Below are 19443 nucleotides of genomic sequence, written 5' to 3'. Positions count from 1 at the left end.
TTTTAACCTAATGTCTGTACTTACATTAGGCCCTTCGACAATTGCCTGACTTTCTTCGGGTTGTAGGTTGTAACTTAATCTCCAATTTTATTAAAGGGTCATATTTTTGAGAACCACAAAGAATAAACTCAATAGGATGCCAATAATAAAAAAAGTGGAAAAATCACACAAAAAAGGGTGGAAATATACTTCGAAACCCGATATATTTAATAGTACGTTCTGATTTTTCTAAATTTTCCACAAGTTGAGGGGGATGCAGTTGGAAACATTTAAAAAATTAAAGCAGTACTACTGGCCATATAAACATTACTTTTTATGGTCCATTTTATTTTTGTTTGTGGTAACAGCGATAACCGTTGTGTATCCCATGATTCTGCAGGTGACAATTGACGAGGTTATCATTGGAGGACAATATGGATGGATTCCTTATTTGGCTTTAGGGTTTATTGGCATTATGGCAATAAAGGGTGCAGCAACCTATATCCATCAATATACTGGTGATTTATTTGGCATTACATCAGTTTATAGGCTAAGGAATGCTCTTTATGAGAAGCTTCAATTATTGTCGTTCAGGTATTATGACAACGCCAAAACGGGTGACTTGATGTCTCGTTTAACAGCTGATGTAGAAGGGTTTCGTTTTTTTCTTTCCTTTGGTTTTTCAGAACTAATCCGTTTCGTTTTATTAATTTTGATAAGCATTTCGGTTATGTTCTTCTATTCTATCCCGCTAACAATCGTAACTCTTATCACCTTGCCGTTCCTGGCGGTTGTCACATTCAAGTTTGATAAGGCTGTTCACCCGGCTTTCCGGAGCATCCGCAAGTCATTTGGGCGCCTGAATACAAAAGTCCAGGAAAATATAAGCGGCATCAATACAGTTAAATCATTATCACGGGAAGATTATGAGATTAATAAATTTAACGATTCTAATAGCGATTACAAGGACAAATATCTTTTCACTTCGGACATATGGGCTAAGTATTTCCCGTTAATGGAGTTTTTGGGTAATTTAAGTGTCGTATTATTGCTGGCATACGGCGGATTTCTGGTAATGGAGGGAAGTTTAAAGCCGGGAGAGCTTGTTGCTTTCTATAGCCTTGTCTGGTACATCATGTGGCCAATTATGAATCTAGGATTCATTGTAAACCTCTTTTCTCAATCAAAGGCATCTGGCGAACGGCTGCTTGAAATATTGGAAGCTGACAATGAAATTGAAAGCAAAGATTATCCTTTAGTTGCAGAGCGCTTGGTGGGTGAGGTTGAATTTCGCAATGTTACGCTAAAATACACAAAAGAAGATAAGGATGCGTTAAGCAATATTACCTTTCACGCAGAGCCAGGAAAGGTAATTGGCCTAATAGGCTCAACTGGATCAGGGAAGACAAGCTTAACACAGCTGATGACTAGGTTTTACGAGCCTGCTGGCGGCGAAGTACTGATTGATGGAGTGAACGTAAATGAGTACTCTCTTCAGTCGCTAAGAAGAAACATTGGATTTGTTCTGCAGGAGTCATTTTTATTTTCTTCATCAATTAAAGCAAATATTGCATTTGGAATGCCAAATGCCTCCATGGACGAAATTGTGGAAGCAGCGAAACACGCCCAGGCACATGACTTTATCATGGAGCTTCCGGACAAATACGATACCATTCTTGGGGAAAGAGGGATGGGCCTGTCAGGCGGCCAGAAGCAGCGGATTGCAATCGCTCGTGCGATATGTACCGACCCTAGCATTCTAATTTTGGATGATGCTACAAGCGCAGTTGATATGGAAACTGAATTCAGGATCCAAAAAGCATTGAAAGAAGTAATGGCAAACCGCACAACCTTTATTATTGCCCACAGAATTTCTTCCTTAAAGCATGCAGATGAAATTCTAGTACTTGATAATGGAGTTGTAGCTGAAAGAGGCACACATGATATGCTTCTGAAAAATAAAGGTCCATATCAGCGAATCTACGATATTCAATATCAGGACCGGGATAAGGTTCTGCAATCACATACAGGTTAGGAGGTGCCAGTTTGAAAAAGGAAAAAAACGAAAAAGTCTTAAACAGGTTTCAATATTCAACTGAAGATGTAATTGAGAAGCCATTCAACTGGAAGCAAATGATGCGCCTATTCAGTTATATGAAACCATACCGGAAAAAATTGCTGCCGCTGTCAATCATTATGGTTTTAATCAATACAGGTGTTAGGCTGGTTATTCCGATTTTAATAGGTGTCTATACACTTGATAAAGCGTTAATTGAAAAGGATGGGCAGTTCCTGGCCATCCTAGTATCACTAATTGCGGGACTATACACCATGTCTTATGTAGCTAACTATTTCCGGATTAAATGGATGAACATGCTTGGACAAAGTGTTATCTATGACCTTCGGAAACATCTTTTTACGCATGTACAGACACTTTCACACCGATTCTTTGACCAGCGTTCGGCGGGATCGATATTAGTCCGGATCATGAATGACATTAACTCCTTGCAGGAACTCTTTACGAATGGCGTAATAAACCTGCTGATGGATCTTATTATGCTTGCAGGCATCTTTATTATCTTATTTACATTAAGCCCTGAACTGACATTGGCCATAATGGTTATAATGCCAATCATGTTTTTTATATCTACCTCACTTCGGAGAAATATCAGAAGATCTTGGCAAGCCGTCCGTTTAAAACAATCAAAGCTGAATTCACATTTAAATGAAAGCATTCAGGGAATTAGGATTACTCAGTCCTTTACACAGGAAAAAGAAAATATGGCATTCTTTGATGGAGTGAATACAGAAAGCTTTGAAAGCTGGCGGTCAGCTTCACAGAAAAATGCTATGTTCAGACCTCTTGTCGAATTGACAAATGCACTAGGCACAGCTGTTTTAATTTGGTATGGTGCACATTTAATCCAAAGTGAGGCTATTACCATTGGTGTTTTTGTCTCATTTGCTTTTTATCTGGGCATGTTTTGGGAACCAATATCAAGGCTTGGGATGGTATATAACCAGCTGCTGATGGGAATGGCTTCTTCTGAAAGGATTTTTGAATTTCTTGATGAAAAACCAATTGTCTCCGAAAAAAGCAACGCAATGAAACTTCAGAATATAAAAGGCCATATTGAATTTGAGGAAGTAGTCTTTTCCTATGATGAGAAAAGGACTGCCTTAAATAAAGTTAGTCTTGAGATGGAGGCGGGGCAGACTGTTGCACTTGTTGGGCATACCGGGTCAGGAAAAACGACGATTGCCAATTTAATCAGCCGATTTTATGATCCCACTAGCGGTGCTGTAAAGATTGACGGCCGCAACTTGAAGGATGTATCTTTATCCAGTTTGCGCCATCAAATAAGTGTTGTCCTGCAGGATACCTTTATTTTTTCTGGAACGATTTTTGATAACATCCGTTTCGGCAGACCGAATGCTACGGATGAAGAAGTAAAGGATGCTGCTAAGGCAGTAGGTGCCCACGGGTTTATAGAAAAGCTGCCTAAGGGATATGAAACGGAAGTAGAAGAACGAGGAAATATCCTTTCCGTAGGAGAAAGGCAGCTTCTTTCATTTGCCAGAGCCTTGCTTGCAGACCCGCGAATTCTGATTCTAGATGAAGCAACAGCAAGCATAGACACTGAAACAGAAGTGAAAATCCAGGAAGCATTAAAGAAACTTCTGAATGGCAGAACAGCCATCATTATCGCACACAGACTTTCTACGATCCGCGAATCTGATCAAATCTTTGTATTGGATCATGGGAGTGTACTTGAACAAGGAAATCATGACCAGCTCATGAATCTTAAAGGGGAATATTACCATCTGGTAAAAGCACAGTTCAACATGCTAGAAGCTATTTAAGATATTTGTTATAGCGTAAGTTATTATACCGAGCATTTTTTGGGAGGCTCTTTATATTTTAATAAGACATTGGGTTTGTGGAACAGCTATTTTTATTGAAGACATTCAGCTTATGATGTTTCTTGCATTCCTGCAGCACATGCTAATATGTTATTATTGTCTATATTGCTAACTGGGTTGGAGGAATATTAAATGAAGAAAGAATTTGCTGTTATTGGACTTGGACGTTTTGGCGGAAGTATCTGCCGTGCGCTGGCTGAAGAAGGCATGGAAGTAATGGCGATTGACTCAAATGAGGATCGAGTAAATGAATTTGCCAGAATTGCTTCGCATGCAGTTGTTGGCGATACGACTGATGAATCGGTAATTAAGGGACTTGGAATCAGGAATTTTGACCATGTTATAGTTGCTATTGGAGATAATATTCAGGCCTCCATCCTGACAACTCTAATTTTAAAAGAGCTGGGGGTCAACAAGATAACTGTTAAGGCCCAGAATGATTATCATGAAAAAGTATTAAGAAAAATAGGAGCAGATCATGTGGTCCATCCAGAAAGAGATATGGGCAAAAGAATTGCACATAGTATCGTGTCCAATAATGTTCTTGATTATCTTGAGCTTTCAGATGAGCACAGTATTGTTGAAATTGTTGCGAATGAAAAGCTTGCAGGGCACAGCATTATTGATCTCGATATCCGTGCGAAGTATGGAATTAACATTGTAGCAATAAAAAGAAAGAATGAGATTATTGTATCCCCTCAGGCAAATGAAAAAATCCAATATGATGATATTCTAATCGTCATCGGAGCTGATGTGGATATCAACAGGTTTGAAAAGAAGGTAATGTCTTAGTCCTTTCATTACGCAAAAAGGCTGTATCACTCGAAAAGAGCGATACAGCCTTTTTATTATACTTCCATGATTATTGGCAGTATCATTGGACGGCGCTTGGTTTTTTCATAAAGGAATGGAGCTAGTGTATCCGTGATCTCATTTTTGATTTCAGACCATTGCGTGGTTTTGCGTTCCATTACTCTGCTTAAGTGCTTTGTAATAAGAGCCTGGGCATCATTAATTAAATCTCCGGATTCCCTCATGTAGACGAACCCGCGGGAAATCAAGTCAGGTCCGGCTGCAATTTTAAAGTCTTTCATATTGATGCTGACCACAACGACAACCAATCCTTCCTCAGAAAGAATTCGGCGGTCTCTTAGGACAATATTGCCAATATCGCCTATTCCGCTGCCATCAATATACACTGAACCAGAAGGAATCTTACCGGCTACCTGTGCTGAATCTTCACTTAATGCTAGCACTTCGCCATTGTCCATGATAAAGCAGTTTTCCTCTTCAACCCCGCAGTCAACGGCCAATTTTGCGTGCATTTTTTGCATTCTGTATTCTCCATGAATCGCCATAAAGAACTTTGGCTTGATTAAACGGAGCATTAGCTTCTGTTCTTCCTGGCCGCCGTGTCCAGATGTATGAATATTGCTTAGCTTACCATAGATGACATCAGCTCCGGCGCGGGAAAGTCTGTCAATGGTTCGGCTGACACTGATTGTGTTTCCTGGAATAGGTGAAGAAGAGAATACGACTGTATCACCAGGGATTATCTGAATTTGACGGTGTGTTCCATTTGCAATTCTAGACAATGCTGCCATCGGTTCTCCCTGGCTCCCGGTACAAAGGATTGTAACCTGGTTTGCCGGAAGACGGTTAATCTGGTTAGAATCAATGAAAGTATCCTTTGGAGCTTGGATGTATCCTAAATCCTGCCCAATATTGATAGCTGCTTCCATGCTTCGTCCAAAGACAGCAATTTTCCTGCCATTTGAAACGGCTGCTTCTGTAACCTGCTGTAGGCGATGGATATTGGATGCGAAAGTAGCAAAAATGACCCTGCCTTCCACTTTGCGGAAAATATCATGAATGCTTTCGCCTACTCGGCGTTCAGACATTGTAAAGTCAGGGATTTCACTGTTTGTACTATCAGAAAGAAGACAAAGAACACCTTCTTTTCCAATTTCCGCCATTTTTGTTAGGTTTGCTGGTTCACCGACCGGGGTGAAGTCAAATTTAAAGTCTCCCGTATGGACAACTTGTCCAGGAGGGGTTTTTACGACGATCCCATATGAATCCGGGATACTATGGGTTGTGCGGAAGAATGTAACAGAAGTCTTTCTGAATTTTATAATGTCATCTTCCTTTATTTCATGAAGGGCTGTCTGCCTTAGAAGCCCATGTTCTTCAAGTTTGTTCCTAAGCAGGCCGAGTGCAAGTTTACCGCCGTACACCGGGATATTCACTTCTCTTAGAAGATAAGGAATCCCTCCGATATGATCTTCATGCCCGTGAGTAATAAATAAACCTTTTATTTTATCAGCATTTTTTACCAGATAGGTGTAATCAGGAATAACATAATCAATTCCGAGCAGTTCATCCTCCGGGAATTTAATTCCTGCATCAATTAGGATGATTTCATCCTGAAATTGTACTCCATAGGTGTTTTTTCCGATTTCTCCCAGGCCGCCTAATGCGAAAACGGCTGTTTGGTCATTTTTTACAAATTTCATAAATTATTCAATCTCCAATACTTTAAAGTCTTCATTTTGTTTTTCATATTCTAAAAATTCGCTTTCCACAGCGGTTACAAACTCTATATTAAAAGGGCGGTCAGCCAGCTTATTGCGGACATCTCTTTCAGAATCTCCTTCGACAAAAATCGTTTTTGTTTTTTCTCTGACCGGTACTTCTGTTTTAGAGTCTTGATAATATACTTTAAAAATCATTTCTATCTCTCCTTAATCCGATATCGCTTAATCTATTATATAAAATAATAACATGTATTACATGTTTTTTCCTGAAAGACAAGTATTAACTTTGATTTTTAAGCTCTAGCGTCTCTCCTTTTGCACAGTTTACCACAGCAGCTAAAGCTGGAATAAGGTGGAGGGGAGCGTAAACTATGTAAAAAAGTGTACTGATAACCAATTTACAATAAGGAAGGAGCCCTTCGCAAGTTTGAAGGGCTCAAAATTGTCAGGCAATAGACTTTTTTCGCAGCATTTCGTTCCACTGTTTTAAGAGCTTCTTTCTCAGCTTCTTTAACATAGTGGATCAACTCCTTACTTTCTATTTTAAACGAACCTTGTCCAAAGTAAAGGTGCAAGGGCGTTTTAAACAGAGTTGTATTAATAATTTTCTCTTCAAAGATATTTTTTAGTTATATTATATGGTGATAGATGAAAATTTCTCGTGGGTAAAAATGGAAATTTGATTTAAAGAGACAGATTTACACATGGAAACCAATTGACAATTTCTCTTTAAGGGTTTAGTGTTTTATTGCTGTAATGAAAGGGTGTGGATCATATGGGGAAACTATATGGGGCTTTAATGGTTTTAAGCTTGATTTGGGGAACTTCATTTCTTTTTATTAAGATTCTGCTGGAGGAAATAGAACCAGCAGCAGTTGTTTTCGGAAGATGTTTGTTCGGAGTTGCACCTTTAGCCCTAATTGTGCTATTTAAGAGCAAAAAAATTGCGTGGCGGCGGCTTCCCTTAAAAAAACTCATACTGGTGGGCTTTTTAAATAATGCATTGCCGTGGCTGCTGATATCAGTGAGTGAAACAATGATATCCTCAGGCATGGCATCCGTTCTGAATGCAACAACACCAATTTGGACTCTCTTAATTGGTTCCCTTTTTTTTGCTGCCGTTCTGGGCAAAAACCAGTGGATCGGCATTGGCATTGGTTTTATTGGAATTTTAATTTTATCTGATTTTCACACCGCAGATTTATTATCAGGCAATACTTACGGTGTCTTTTTAATGTCAGGTGCCGCTTTTTGCTACGGAGCCGGGACACATCTTACAAAAAAATATCTTGCAGAGGTTTCAACTCTGCATATATCACTGTTCACGCTTTTAGCAGCTGCAATTATCAGTTTTTTTGCAATGCGATTACTATCGTCTACTCCATTATACAAATTTATGGAGATGAACATATTCCTTCCACTGATTGGTTTAGGGGCTTTTGGTTCAGGCATTGCTTATCTTTTGTATTATTATTTGGTAAAGGAAGGAAGTCCGGAATTTGCTTCATTGGTCACTTATATTGTACCTGCATCAGCAATCATATGGGGAGCCATGCTTCTTAATGAGCAAATCCATTTATCAATGATTGTTGGGCTTATTATTATATTTGCAGGAGTATATGTTACCTCAAAAAAAGAAAGGCAAACAGGAAGAAAGGCTGCAGCATGAAGCAATATGATTTAGAACGAAAGGAAGTATGAAGACTTATGCGTAAAATTGTTTTCTTTGACATTGATGGGACTCTTCTGGATCACAATAAAAAGCTCCCTGATAGTACGAAAGAAGCGATAGATCAGCTGAAAAAGAAAGGTACATTTGTAGCCATAGCTACAGGCAGGGCGCCATTTATGTTTGAAAGCCTTCGTAAAGAATTGGATATTGATTCATTTGTCAGTTTTAATGGACAGTATGTGGTTTTTGAAAATGAAGCTATTTATCGTAATCCTTTAAAAACATCGGAAATCGAAAAACTGTATAACCATGCTCACGCTAATGGACATCCTCTCGTATTTATGAATGAGAAAACGATGAAATCATCAGTCCCTCATCATGAATATATTGAAAAAAGCATGGGAAGCCTGAAGTTCCCTCATCCTGAAGAAGATAAGGATTTCTATATGGATAGGGAGCTTTATCAGTCACTGCTTTTTTGTGAGGAAAAGGATGAAAAAATATACTTTCCTGAATATCCTGAATTCGGATTTATCAGATGGCATCCTTACTCCGTAGACGTATTGCCTGCTGGAGGGTCAAAAGCAGAAGGAATTAAAAAAATGATTGAGCGGCTTGGATTTGAATTGAAGGATGTATATGCTTTTGGAGATGGATTGAATGATATTGAAATGCTACATGCTGTAGGTACCGGGGTAGCTATGGGCAATGCTGCGGATGTGGTTAAAGAGGCAGCTGACCGTGTAACAGAATCAGTTGACGAAGAAGGGATTTGGAAGGGGTTAAAAGATCTTCAATTAATTTAATAGAAGGCTGTATTGAATGGCAGTGTTCATTTTCATTTGTAAAGCTTTTTGATGGAGCGGAAGGCTCAGTGCCTGCAGGAAATCATCAGGCAAATTTAATAAAAGGAAAGCCCAAAGTAGAAAGAGGCTTTCCTTTTATTTTAGAGAGTATAAAATTTTGAACGTCGATAACTGTCTTGCTCCAGGCGCCATCGGCTCTCAGGTCTACCAAACCGTCAAAAAGATGAAAAAACAACCTTTTGGATTGGCTTATGCTTGTCGCCGATAGGCGGGCGCCTTGCGATTTTCTTATAATATCAGAATTTATATGGTTGCCCCTTTTTTGCAATGAATAAAGTTATCTCTCAATTGCTATCGCATTATCAATAGGCTGTAAAGGATTTTGTTTATCAATATGATCATAAAACATAATCCCATTCAAGTGATCAATTTCGTGCTGGAAGACAATAGCAGACAGTCCCTTTAGCCTAAGCTTAACATCATTGCCCTCAAGGTCTGTTCCTTTTATGGTTATTTTTGCATACCTCGGCACAAAACCGGGTATTGATTCATCGACAGATAAACATCCTTCCCCTGTAGATAAATATGAACGCTGAACAGAATGGCTGATAATTTTTGGATTAAAGAGGGCATAACTGAATAGTTCTCCGTTATCGGTTACATGTACTGCAATCATCCGTTTGGAAACATTTATTTGAGGGGCTGCTAAGCCAATGCCAGGCCTTAATCCAAATTTGGCAGCAAGTTCAGGTACCTGGCTGTTCATTACATATTCCAGCATATCCCTTAATAGCTGTTTTTCTTCTTCAGATGGAGGCATGTTCACTTCCGCTGCCGCTTTTCTTAGGGTAGGATGGCCATCACGAATTATCTCTTTCATGCTTAGCATGAATAATCACTCCCGCTATGTAATAAAAAGTTTAATTCAAGCGAGCCTGAGATCGGCGGAAAAAGCGTTGGGGAAGATCCAGCAAAATCAGGCTCTAAAGGCTGCTTTATTAATTTCAGTTTAACAGAGCGCGCTGAAAATGTTAATAAGAGAAGGCACCAACGGGGCCTTCTCCAAGAATTAAAACTTCCAGCAAGCGCAGCCAACAATAATTAATAGAATAAACAATACAACAATCAACGCAAAACCTCTTCCATAACCAACGCCGCCTACAGGATAACCGCAGCCATAACCGTATCCATACATGAAGGATAACCTCCCTATAGTTTGATTTTCGTCCATATTTTCTAACCAGCCGCATTGGACGATTAATATAGCCTATGTATAAACAAATGTTTGGTGTAGGCCAATGCCCAAGTCATAATGGGAAAATGAATTGAATAGATTGAAGTAAGATGATAATGGACGGACAAGCTTTTGTATTGCGGGAAGCGGTACTCGATAAAATCTGTCATTCCATTGGGCTATTGTCAAAAGGCGCAAGTATCGATATAGTTAAATTGTTAAAGTAAGGAGGTTTCACTGTGTTGATTTTTAGCAAAAGCCGATTATTGCTGATCGTAATTTTTGCATCAATTTTTATTGCTGGATGTATGAACAAGCCTGCCCCAGAGGAAGAAATGTATGAAGTACTTGAAAAAGTAGTTGCAGAAGAAAAAGGGTTTGAGGAGCAGCAAGAGCCGCTTGTTAATTTGGAGAAAAAAGAAAAGGAATTATATGATAAGATTATTGCCCTGGGAATGAAAGAGTTTGCCGAAATTACCAAGCTGTCTGATGAAGCTTTATCCATTGTGGAGCAAAGAAAGACCCATATGAAAAAAGAACAGAAAAGCATCCAGGCCTCTAAAAAGGAATTTGAAAATTTATCTGCTATAATAGATGAAATTGAAGAAGAAGAGCTGCATGAAAAATCAAGCGATTTATATAAAATAATGATGGATAGGTATGCTATCCATGACGTGCTGTATAAAGATTATTCCAAAGCGCTTGAATATGATAAAGAACTTTACACCATGTTTAAAAACGAAGATCTTTCCCTTGAACAGCTTGAAGAACAAATCAGCAAAATAAATGATATGTACGAAAAAATTCTTGATTCAAATAAGCAATTTAACGAAAAAACGAAAGAATACAATGTAGCAAAGCTTGCCTTTTATAAAGAGGCAGGACTTGAGATAAAAACCGAGGAATGACTGAAATGCCGGCATATTGAGTTGCCGGCATTTTTTATTAATTACCTTTGTTGCTTGGTGTGCGTATGTCAGAAAATTTTGGAGGACAATAGTAAAAAAGAGTCCGTTTCATTTTCCTGATTAAATTTTATAAAAATAATTCTAAGTATTAAACTTTACTATAACACATTTGATTTTAGAATTTTTTTATAGTACAGTATGGATCGAAAAAATAATACAGTTTTGTTTATTAATTATAGATATTAAAACTTTGCCTGCGATGTAAAAACATATGATAAGGTAATTGACGTAATGATTTAGGTATATTAAACTAAATCTCGTAAATAATTCTGTATCAATTTAGTTGCAAAATAGACTGATACAGAATATGATAGTTAAGGATGCTCAGAAAGACGTTTTTTTAGATAAGATCTGTGGAACACTAATCAAAAGTATGCATTTGGCGAACTAAGCTTCCTGCTATTTAGAGATACTTTATAAAGCAAGCGCATTTTGGGAAAGATTCTTTCTTAGTAAAAGGATTTTCTAAGATGGCACCGTTTTGGGTAACCTAAATTTTGTGTATAAAAACTCTTAATTAACGTCTTTTTATGAAAGGAAAGGGTGACTGATATGGCTTCTAAAACAAAGAAGGCACAATTCGACGCGAAAAAACAGCTCGAAACAGTTGAAGAACAGTTCCAAACACTACAAATTTTAAACGAAGAAGGCAAGGTTGTTAATGAATCAGCAATGCCTGAAATTGGTGACGATCAGCTGCAGGAATTAATGCGCCGCATGGTTTATACACGCATTTTGGACCAGCGCTCCATCTCATTAAACAGACAAGGTCGTTTAGGCTTCTACGCACCAACTGCTGGACAGGAAGCTTCACAGCTTGCTTCCCAATTTGCATTGAAAAAAGAAGATTTCATTCTTCCTGGATACCGCGATGTGCCTCAAATCATTTGGCACGGACTTCCTTTATACCAAGCTTTCTTATGGTCCCGCGGACACTTTGAGGGCGGAAATATTCCAGAGGGTGTGAATGTTATTTCACCTCAAATTATCATCGGTGCACAATATATCCAGACTGCAGGGGTTGCGCTTGGCATGAAAAAGCGCGGCGAAAAGAAAGTTGCCATTACTTACACTGGTGACGGCGGTGCCTCACAAGGTGATTTCTATGAAGGAATCAACTTTGCTGGTGCATTTAAAGCACCGGCTATCTTTATTGTTCAAAATAACCGTTTTGCTATTTCAACTCCTGTTGAAAAGCAGTCAGCGGCTAAGACTATTGCCCAGAAAGCTGTTGCAGCTGGTATTCCTGGAATCCAGGTAGATGGAATGGATCCGCTTGCTGTGTATGCTGCTGTTAGCGAAGCCCGTGAGCGTGCAATCAATGGTGAAGGCCCAACACTTATTGAAACTTTAACTTATCGTTACGGTCCGCACACAATGGCAGGAGATGATCCAACTCGATATCGTACATCGGATCTTGATAATGAGTGGGAAAAGAAAGACCCTCTTGTTCGCTTCCGTAAGTTCCTTGAAGATAAGGGAATCTGGAACGAAGATATGGAAAACGAAGTAATTGAACAAGCAAAAGAAGATATTAAAGAAGCCATTAAGAAGGCTGATGATACATCAAAACAAAAAGTTACAGACCTTATGAACATCATGTATGAAGAAATGCCTTATAACTTAAAAGAACAATATGAAATATATAAAGAAAAGGAGTCGAAGTAAACCATGGCGCAAATGACAATGATTCAGGCAATTACTGATGCTCTTCGCACAGAATTGCGCAACGATCCGGATGTATTGGTATTCGGTGAAGATGTGGGCGTAAATGGCGGCGTTTTCCGTGCTACCGAAGGCCTTCAAAAAGAATTCGGCGAAGAGCGTGTATTTGATACACCACTAGCTGAATCCGGAATCGGCGGTCTGGCAGTTGGTCTTGGTTTACAGGGCTTCCGTCCGGTCCCTGAAATTCAATTTTTTGGATTCGTTTTTGAAGTAATGGATTCTATCTCCGGCCAGCTTGCACGTATGCGTTACCGTTCTGGCGGAAGATACAGTGCACCTGTTACAATCCGCTCACCATTTGGAGGAGGCGTACATACTCCTGAAATGCACGCGGACAGCCTTGAAGGCTTAATGGCTCAACAACCGGGCCTTAAAGTTGTTATCCCGTCGACTCCGTATGATGCAAAAGGATTGCTGATTTCATCTATCCGCGATAACGACCCGGTTATTTTCCTTGAGCACATGAAATTATACCGTTCTTTCCGCCAGGAAGTCCCTGAAGAGGAATATACAATTCCGCTAGGCAAGGCAGAAGTAAAACGTGAAGGTTCGGATTTAACAATTGTGACTTACGGCGCAATGGTTCATGAATCATTAAAAGCGGCTGAAGAGCTTGAAAAAGAAGGCAAGTCTGTTGAAGTAATCGACTTGCGTACTGTTGCACCGCTGGATATCGAAACAATTATTGCCTCTGTTGAGAAGACAGGCAGAGCAATTGTCGTTCAGGAAGCGCAAAAGCAAGCTGGTATTGCAGCAAATGTTGTTGCGGAAATCAATGATCGTGCAATTCTTAGCCTGGAAGCTCCCGTTCTGCGTGTAGCTGCACCAGATACTGTATTTGCTTTCCCGCAAGCTGAAACAGTTTGGTTACCAAACTATAAAGATGTAATCGAGACAGCTAAAAAAGTTCTTGAATTTTAATTGTATATAACTGATAACACAAGGGGGAAGATATTCCCCTGACGTGTTTTACTATGAACGAGCGAAATAATAGGAGGGTGAATTCCATTGGCATTCCAATTTAGATTGCCTGATATCGGTGAAGGTATCCATGAAGGTGAAATCGTTAAGTGGTTTGTAAAGCCAAGCGATGAAGTACAAGAAGATGACGTGCTTTGTGAAGTCCAAAATGATAAAGCAGTTGTAGAGATTCCTTCTCCTGTTAAAGGTAAAGTTGAAGAAATTCTTGTTGAAGAAGGTACAGTCGCAACTGTAGGTCAAGTATTGATCACTTTTGATGCTCCAGGATACGAAGACCTTAAATTTAAGGGAGACCATGAAGATGAGGCTCCTAAAGAAGAAAAAACAGAAGCACAAGTACAGGCTACAGCTGAAGCTGGCCAGGACTTGAAAAAGGAAGAAGCTTCTGCGCAAGATGCACCTAAAGAAGGAGCAGTAATCTCCCAGGCTGATTTAGATCCAAACCGCCGCATTATCGCGATGCCTTCTGTAAGAAAATACGCACGTGATAAAGGTGTCGACATTCGCCAAGTAGCTGGAAGCGGAAAAAATGGACGCATTCAAAAGGCTGACATTGATGCATTCCTGAATGGCGGAGCACAAGCTCAAGCTGCTGAAGCGCCTGCTCAAGAAGCTGCGTCACAAGCTGAAGCAAAAGAAACTGCACCTGCAGCTGCACAGGCAATTCCTGCTGGACAGTACCCGGAAACTCGCGAGAAAATGAGCGGAATCCGTAAAGCTATTGCAAAAGCTATGGTAAACTCTAAGCATACAGCTCCACACGTTACATTAATGGATGAAATTGATGTAACGAAACTTGTTGCACACCGCAAGAAGTTTAAAGAAGTTGCAGTGAATAAAGGAATTAAGCTTACATTCCTTCCTTATGTGGTAAAAGCATTAACAAGCGCATTGCGTGAATTCCCAGCACTAAACACTTCAATCGATGATGCAGCAGGCGAAATCATCCATAAGCATTACTACAACATTGGTATCGCAGCAGACACTGAAAAAGGTCTTCTTGTACCAGTTGTCAAGGATGCAGACCGCAAATCTACATTTGCTATTTCTAATGAAATCAATGAACTAGCTGGTAAAGCACGTGATGGCAAGCTTGCTGCCGATGACATGAAGGGTGCTTCTTGCACAATCACAAATATCGGTTCTGCAGGAGGACAATGGTTTACTCCGGTTATCAATCATCCTGAAGTTGCCATTCTTGGAATTGGCCGCATTGCTGAAAAACCAGTAGTGAAAGATGGAGAAATTGTTGCTGCTCCAGTATTGGCATTATCACTAAGCTTTGACCACAGAATCATTGATGGAGCAACTGCTCAAAATGCATTAAATCACATCAAGCGTTTACTGAATGATCCAGAACTATTGTTAATGGAGGCGTAAGAACATGGTAGTAGGAGATTTCCCAATTGAAACAGATACTATAGTCATTGGTGCAGGTCCAGGAGGATACGTTGCAGCGATTCGCGCAGCACAGCTTGGACAAAAGGTTACAATTGTAGAAAAAGCATATATGGGCGGAGTTTGCTTAAACGTTGGATGTATTCCTTCAAAGGCCTTAATCGCAGCAGGCCACCGCTATGAAAACGCTAAGCACTCAGATGTAATGGGGATTACAGCTGAAAACGTAAAAGTTGATTTTACAAAAGTACAAGAATTTAAATCCGGTGTAGTCAAGAAGCTTACAGGTGGAGTAGAAGGCCTTTTAAAGGGGAATAATATCGACATCGTACGCGGTGAAGCTTACTTTGTTGATACGAATACCCTTCGTGTAATGGATGATAATTCTGCACAAACTTACACATTTAAAAATGCAATCATCGCAACAGGTTCACGTCCGATTGAACTACCTTCTTTTAAATATTCTAAACGTGTTCTTGATTCGACAGGTGCCCTTGCACTTCAAGAAATTCCAGAAAAAATTGTTGTGATTGGCGGAGGCGTTATTGGAATTGAACTTGGCGGCGCATATGCAAACTTTGGTTCACAAGTAACAATTCTTGAGGGGGCAGATGATATCCTTCTCGGAATTGAGAAACAAATGACTTCACTTGTAAAACGGAACCTGAAGAAAAAAGGCGTTGAATTCATTACCAAGGCATTTGCTAAAGGTGTTGAAGAGAATGAAAATGGTGTAACCGTTAAGTTTGAAGAAAAAGGCGAAGAGAAAACTCTTGATGCAGATTATTTGTTTGTAATGGTAGGAAGACGTCCAAATACAGACGAACTTGGCTTAGAACAAGTTGGCATTAAGATGACAGAACGCGGTGTTATTGAAATCGATAAGCAATGCCGTACAAATGTGAGCAATATTTATGCAATCGGTGATATTGTAGCAGGTCCTCAATTAGCTCATAAAGCTTCTTATGAAGGTAAAATAGCAGCAGAAGCAATTTCTGGCCATAATGCTGAAATTGATTACCTTGCAATTCCAGCTGTCGTATTCTCTGAGCCTGAATTAGCATCAGTCGGTTATACAGAACAGCAGGCTAAAGAAGAAAGTATTGAAGTAACAACGGCCAAGTTCCCATTTGCAGCAAACGGACGTGCGCTTGCACTCGATTCAACTGATGGGTTCTTAAAGCTAGTTACTCGCAAAGAAGATGGACTTGTAATTGGTGCTCAAATTGCAGGAATTAGTGCATCTGATATGATTGCTGAACTTGGGTTAGCGATCGAAGCAGGTATGACTGCTGAGGATCTTGCCATGACAATCCATGCTCATCCAACATTAGGTGAAATTACAATGGAAGCAGCAGAAGTTGCTATTGGCAGCCCGATTCATATTGTAAAGTAAAAAAAATCCTTCCCATTGCGGGAAGGATTTTTTATTTTTGGTTCTGTTTCATCCATATGGGCCTTTTCCAAGGTCCTTGCATTTCCTACATGCCGCTGTCCAAAGCATTAGCCACGGGTTGAACAATTTGTTCTCTCGGAACAACTCCCTTTACCTCAACCAATACTTCATCCTGATAGACAATTAAAATAGCCGGACAGCCTTCTATATCAAAATTGGTATAGTAGTTTTTTGAATCAGATGCCGTAATGATTTTCATATTCTTTATTTCTTCAGGAAAGCTCCTTTTTAATTCAATAATCGCATCATAATAAGAAACCTCCTGCTCGTATTGGTTATGGTCAGAGAAAAAAATAATTTGTTTAACACTGTCGTCAATCATTAACTCTTCTTTTGTTTCTTTATGGTTGCATGAAGAGGTCATAAGTAAGATTGATATGATTATTATAAGCGGCAGACCTTTCATATATTCAATGCCCTCACTTTATAAAATATTCAAGAAACAAATCGATCGAAGACACCATATAGAAAAAATATTTTCTAGTATAAAAGTCACTAGAGATTCCCATAAAGTTAACAGTCCATACAACATTTAAAAATTAATCTTTAATAATTATGAGTATTTTATCATACAGGTTATGAAAATTTTGGCTTGTCATTCAAATGTTACAGAAATGAAAAATAAGATATTAATATTAAACATATATTACAAACACAAAGGTTTTTTTATTAGAGAATAGGGAAATTTGGTACCAGAAAAGTGGTGGTGGGAAAAGTGAAGGTTTATACAGCACTGTTGCTGCAGCTGATTATTTGGAGCGGTTATACATTTATTGAATGGCTGTCTAAATACGATCAGCTTGTATACAAGGTGATCATGTTTTTCGTTTTTTTCTACTTGGCCATAAACATTGGAAACTGGATTATAAAATCAGCAAAAAAAACGTTTTTTGTGACGATCATGAGTCTAAGCCTATATGGATCATTCCACCTAGCCATGTCATACCTCTCCCAGTGGTAAGCTTAGAAAAAGCAGGCAGCCTCTTAAATGAGGCTGCCTGCTTTTTCTTTTTATCATTTTTTAGTAATTTTCCTATCGGGAATGATTTCCTCTTTAAACGACTTAATCAGTGAAATCATGATTAAAAGCATTATAAGGGTAAAAGGAAGTGCAGCAATAATGGATGCTCTCTGCAGAGCTTCCAATCCCCCTGTCCATAATAGGATGGCAGCTGAAGCAGATTGAATAATTCCCCAGACAAACTTCACTTTGTTCGAAGGGTTCAGGCTTCCGTTCGTAGTTTGCATGCCAAGGACAAACGTGGCTGAGTCTGCAGATGTAATAAAGAATGTACTGATTAAGAAAATAGCCAGTAATGATAGAACCGTCGAGAATGGGAAGTTATCAAATACAGTAAATAAAGCAACTTCCATCCCTTGCTGCTCTATTGTTTCCATTACAGGTTTTGCTTCAAAGAACTCCATATATATGCCGGTTCCGCCGAAAACGGAGAACCATAAAGCTCCAAAAACGGTAGGAACAGCAAGTACACCGATTACGAATTCTCTAATGGTCCTTCCTTTGGATATACGCGCTATAAAAGTTCCGACAAATGGAGCCCAAGCAATCCACCAGGCCCAATAAAAAATTGTCCAATCCTGAAACCATGTGAGATTCTGATCAAATGGACTTAATCTAAAACTCATTGATGGCAGGTTTTGAAGGTAAGAACCTATTGTCGTTGTGAAAAGGTCCATAATAAAATTCGTTGGGCCAACGAAGAGAAGGAAAAGCATTAACCCGATTGCTAATAAAATGTTTAAATTACTTAAATATTTTATTCCTTTGTTCAATCCAGTTTGCGCTGAAAGCATAAATAAAATAGTTACAATGGCTATAACTGTCAACTGTGTAGCAGTACTATTCTCAACCCCGCCAAAAGTTGCTGACAGTCCGCCGGTAATTTGAATGGCACCAAGTCCTAAAGAAGTCGCTACACCAAATACTGTGGCAAAGACGGCGATGAAATTGATAATAACGCCAAGTGGTCCATCCACACGGTCACCTAAAATGGGTTTTAGGATTGAACTGATGACCCCAGGTGCTCCTTTTCTGAATTGAAAATAAGCAAGAGCAAGAGCGATTACTGTATAGATAGCCCAAGGGTGGAGTCCCCAATGGAAGAATGAATATCTCATAGCAGCTCTTGCTGCATCAGGCGTCTGACCTTCTAGGAAAGGGGGAGCATAATAGTGATACATCGGCTCTGCTACGCCCCAAAAAACTAGACCAATTCCCATTCCCGCACTAAAAAGCATGGCAAACCAAGTTAAATAATGATACTCAGGCCTGTCTGCGTCCTTTCCTAAACGAATATTTCCGTATTTGGTAAATATTAATAGGATAGAAAAAATCAAAAAGGCTGAAGCTGACAATAAGTAAAACCAGCCAAACTTCTTAAGGATAAACCCTTGAATGATTTGGGTAGTTGTGTCAAGGTTGCCTTTAGGCAGTACGCTTTGCGGGACAAGACCCCATAAAATAAATAATACTGTGAATATGACTGAAACCGTGAATACGGGTGTCAGTTTCTTCATCAAATCCCTCCAAGTCTTATAAATAGTTTGTTTGTACCCTAATAAAATAATTTTGTAAAACTCCCAGACCGTTAAGAAAAATGGAAAATGCTTTATAATGTTCATAGCGAACTTTTTTGGGTAAAAGCAGCAGATAAGAATAAGGAGTTATAAGGGGAACAACTTTATAGTTATTTAAAACCATTGTTGATGATATCACTTATTGGAGATGGTGAAAAGGAA

18 protein-coding genes are annotated in these 19443 nt (G+C 39.2%); 12 read left to right on the top strand and 6 right to left on the bottom strand.

Annotated elements, in window-relative coordinates:
- Positions 1-259 precede the first annotated feature (259 nt).
- The 3 genes from NCCP133_RS12800 (at position 260) to NCCP133_RS12790 (ending at position 4695) form a co-directional block, all read left to right on the top strand.
- Complete coding sequence (locus NCCP133_RS12800; protein ID WP_264805402.1) at positions 260-2014, top strand: ABC transporter ATP-binding protein; 1755 nt, start codon at positions 260-262, stop codon at positions 2012-2014.
- Positions 2015-2025: 11 nt separating this feature from the next.
- Positions 2026-3843 carry an ABC transporter ATP-binding protein gene (locus tag NCCP133_RS12795; RefSeq protein WP_264805401.1) on the top strand — a complete coding sequence of 606 codons (1818 nt, stop codon included), beginning with the start codon at positions 2026-2028 and terminating at the stop codon, positions 3841-3843.
- A 192-nt stretch (positions 3844-4035) separates the two neighbouring features.
- A complete protein-coding gene (locus NCCP133_RS12790; RefSeq protein ID WP_264805400.1) occupies positions 4036-4695 on the top strand; it encodes a potassium channel family protein in 660 nt (219 codons plus the stop codon).
- Positions 4696-4751: 56 nt separating this feature from the next.
- Here NCCP133_RS12790 and rnjA read toward each other — a convergent pair whose 3' ends face one another.
- Complete coding sequence (gene rnjA, locus NCCP133_RS12785; protein ID WP_264805399.1) at positions 4752-6419, bottom strand: ribonuclease J1; 1668 nt, start codon at positions 6417-6419, stop codon at positions 4752-4754.
- A gap of 3 nt (positions 6420-6422) precedes the next feature.
- The gene (locus NCCP133_RS12780) at positions 6423-6635 is read right to left on the bottom strand and encodes a DNA-dependent RNA polymerase subunit epsilon (protein WP_264805398.1); all 213 of its coding nucleotides are present in this window, start codon (positions 6633-6635) and stop codon (positions 6423-6425) included.
- Positions 6636-7215: 580 nt separating this feature from the next.
- Between NCCP133_RS12780 and NCCP133_RS12775 the strand changes: the two genes are divergently transcribed.
- The 3 genes from NCCP133_RS12775 to NCCP133_RS12765 are packed head-to-tail and all read left to right on the top strand — an operon-like array spanning position 7216 to position 9079.
- Entirely contained in the window at positions 7216-8109 is an 894-nt protein-coding gene (locus NCCP133_RS12775; RefSeq protein WP_264805397.1) for a DMT family transporter, read from the top strand.
- A gap of 38 nt (positions 8110-8147) precedes the next feature.
- Positions 8148-8918 carry a Cof-type HAD-IIB family hydrolase gene (locus NCCP133_RS12770; RefSeq protein WP_264805396.1) on the top strand — a complete coding sequence of 257 codons (771 nt, stop codon included), beginning with the start codon at positions 8148-8150 and terminating at the stop codon, positions 8916-8918.
- Positions 8885-9079: a hypothetical protein gene (locus tag NCCP133_RS12765; RefSeq protein WP_264805513.1), complete on the top strand. Its 195-nt coding sequence runs from the start codon at positions 8885-8887 to the stop codon at positions 9077-9079. Before NCCP133_RS12770 ends, NCCP133_RS12765 begins: the two co-directional genes overlap by 34 nt.
- Positions 9080-9255: 176 nt before the next feature.
- Here NCCP133_RS12765 and def read toward each other — a convergent pair whose 3' ends face one another.
- Complete coding sequence (def, locus tag NCCP133_RS12760) at positions 9256-9807, bottom strand: peptide deformylase (protein WP_264805395.1); 552 nt, start codon at positions 9805-9807, stop codon at positions 9256-9258.
- A 180-nt stretch (positions 9808-9987) separates the two neighbouring features.
- A complete protein-coding gene (locus tag NCCP133_RS12755; RefSeq protein WP_264805394.1) occupies positions 9988-10113 on the bottom strand; it encodes a YjcZ family sporulation protein in 126 nt (41 codons plus the stop codon).
- 278 nt (positions 10114-10391) lie between these two features.
- Between NCCP133_RS12755 and NCCP133_RS12750 the strand changes: the two genes are divergently transcribed.
- From NCCP133_RS12750 to lpdA, 5 genes are all read left to right on the top strand, one after another.
- Positions 10392-11060 carry a YkyA family protein gene (locus tag NCCP133_RS12750; RefSeq protein ID WP_264805393.1) on the top strand — a complete coding sequence of 223 codons (669 nt, stop codon included), beginning with the start codon at positions 10392-10394 and terminating at the stop codon, positions 11058-11060.
- Between the two features lie 612 nt (positions 11061-11672).
- Positions 11673-12788, top strand: a complete 1116-nt coding sequence (gene pdhA, locus NCCP133_RS12745) for a pyruvate dehydrogenase (acetyl-transferring) E1 component subunit alpha (protein ID WP_264805392.1) — start codon at positions 11673-11675, stop codon at positions 12786-12788.
- Between the two features lie 3 nt (positions 12789-12791).
- Positions 12792-13769: an alpha-ketoacid dehydrogenase subunit beta gene (locus NCCP133_RS12740; RefSeq protein WP_264805391.1), complete on the top strand. Its 978-nt coding sequence runs from the start codon at positions 12792-12794 to the stop codon at positions 13767-13769.
- A gap of 87 nt (positions 13770-13856) precedes the next feature.
- Positions 13857-15209, top strand: a complete 1353-nt coding sequence (locus NCCP133_RS12735) for a dihydrolipoamide acetyltransferase family protein (RefSeq protein ID WP_264805390.1) — start codon at positions 13857-13859, stop codon at positions 15207-15209.
- Positions 15210-15213: 4 nt separating this feature from the next.
- On the top strand, positions 15214-16623 hold the full coding sequence (gene lpdA, locus NCCP133_RS12730; RefSeq protein ID WP_264805388.1) for a dihydrolipoyl dehydrogenase: 1410 nt from the start codon (positions 15214-15216) through the stop codon (positions 16621-16623).
- A gap of 85 nt (positions 16624-16708) precedes the next feature.
- On the opposite strand, the gene NCCP133_RS12725 is transcribed toward lpdA, so the two are convergent.
- Positions 16709-17089 (bottom strand): small peptidoglycan-associated lipoprotein, encoded by a 381-nt coding sequence (locus NCCP133_RS12725; RefSeq protein ID WP_264805386.1) that lies wholly within the window; start codon positions 17087-17089, stop codon positions 16709-16711.
- 309 nt (positions 17090-17398) lie between these two features.
- Between NCCP133_RS12725 and NCCP133_RS12720 the strand changes: the two genes are divergently transcribed.
- Positions 17399-17644, top strand: a complete 246-nt coding sequence (locus tag NCCP133_RS12720) for a hypothetical protein (RefSeq protein ID WP_264805385.1) — start codon at positions 17399-17401, stop codon at positions 17642-17644.
- Between the two features lie 53 nt (positions 17645-17697).
- Here NCCP133_RS12720 and NCCP133_RS12715 read toward each other — a convergent pair whose 3' ends face one another.
- Entirely contained in the window at positions 17698-19221 is a 1524-nt protein-coding gene (locus NCCP133_RS12715) for a glycine betaine uptake BCCT transporter (protein ID WP_264805384.1), read from the bottom strand.
- Positions 19222-19443 lie beyond the last annotated feature (222 nt).

Source organism: Cytobacillus sp. NCCP-133, from assembly GCF_026011715.1.
Taxonomy (GTDB): domain Bacteria; phylum Bacillota; class Bacilli; order Bacillales; family Cytobacillaceae; genus Cytobacillus.
This window is presented reverse-complemented; position numbering and strand designations above follow the sequence as displayed.

Bases quoted from the DNA above. Each gene is read 5' to 3' on its own strand.
- NCCP133_RS12790 (WP_264805400.1), top strand. From the start codon at position 4,036: ATGAAGAAAGAATTTGCTGTTATTGGACTTGGACGTTTTGGCGGAAGT.
- rnjA (WP_264805399.1), bottom strand. From the start codon at position 6,419: ATGAAATTTGTAAAAAATGACCAAACAGCCGTTTTCGCATTAGGCGGC.
- NCCP133_RS12780 (WP_264805398.1), bottom strand. From the start codon at position 6,635: ATGATTTTTAAAGTATATTATCAAGACTCTAAAACAGAAGTACCGGTC.
- NCCP133_RS12775 (WP_264805397.1), top strand. From the start codon at position 7,216: ATGGGGAAACTATATGGGGCTTTAATGGTTTTAAGCTTGATTTGGGGA.
- NCCP133_RS12770 (WP_264805396.1), top strand. From the start codon at position 8,148: ATGCGTAAAATTGTTTTCTTTGACATTGATGGGACTCTTCTGGATCAC.
- def (WP_264805395.1), bottom strand. From the start codon at position 9,807: ATGCTAAGCATGAAAGAGATAATTCGTGATGGCCATCCTACCCTAAGA.
- NCCP133_RS12755 (WP_264805394.1), bottom strand. From the start codon at position 10,113: ATGTATGGATACGGTTATGGCTGCGGTTATCCTGTAGGCGGCGTTGGT.
- pdhA (WP_264805392.1), top strand. From the start codon at position 11,673: ATGGCTTCTAAAACAAAGAAGGCACAATTCGACGCGAAAAAACAGCTC.
- NCCP133_RS12740 (WP_264805391.1), top strand. From the start codon at position 12,792: ATGGCGCAAATGACAATGATTCAGGCAATTACTGATGCTCTTCGCACA.
- lpdA (WP_264805388.1), top strand. From the start codon at position 15,214: ATGGTAGTAGGAGATTTCCCAATTGAAACAGATACTATAGTCATTGGT.
- NCCP133_RS12725 (WP_264805386.1), bottom strand. From the start codon at position 17,089: ATGAAAGGTCTGCCGCTTATAATAATCATATCAATCTTACTTATGACC.
- NCCP133_RS12715 (WP_264805384.1), bottom strand. From the start codon at position 19,221: ATGAAGAAACTGACACCCGTATTCACGGTTTCAGTCATATTCACAGTA.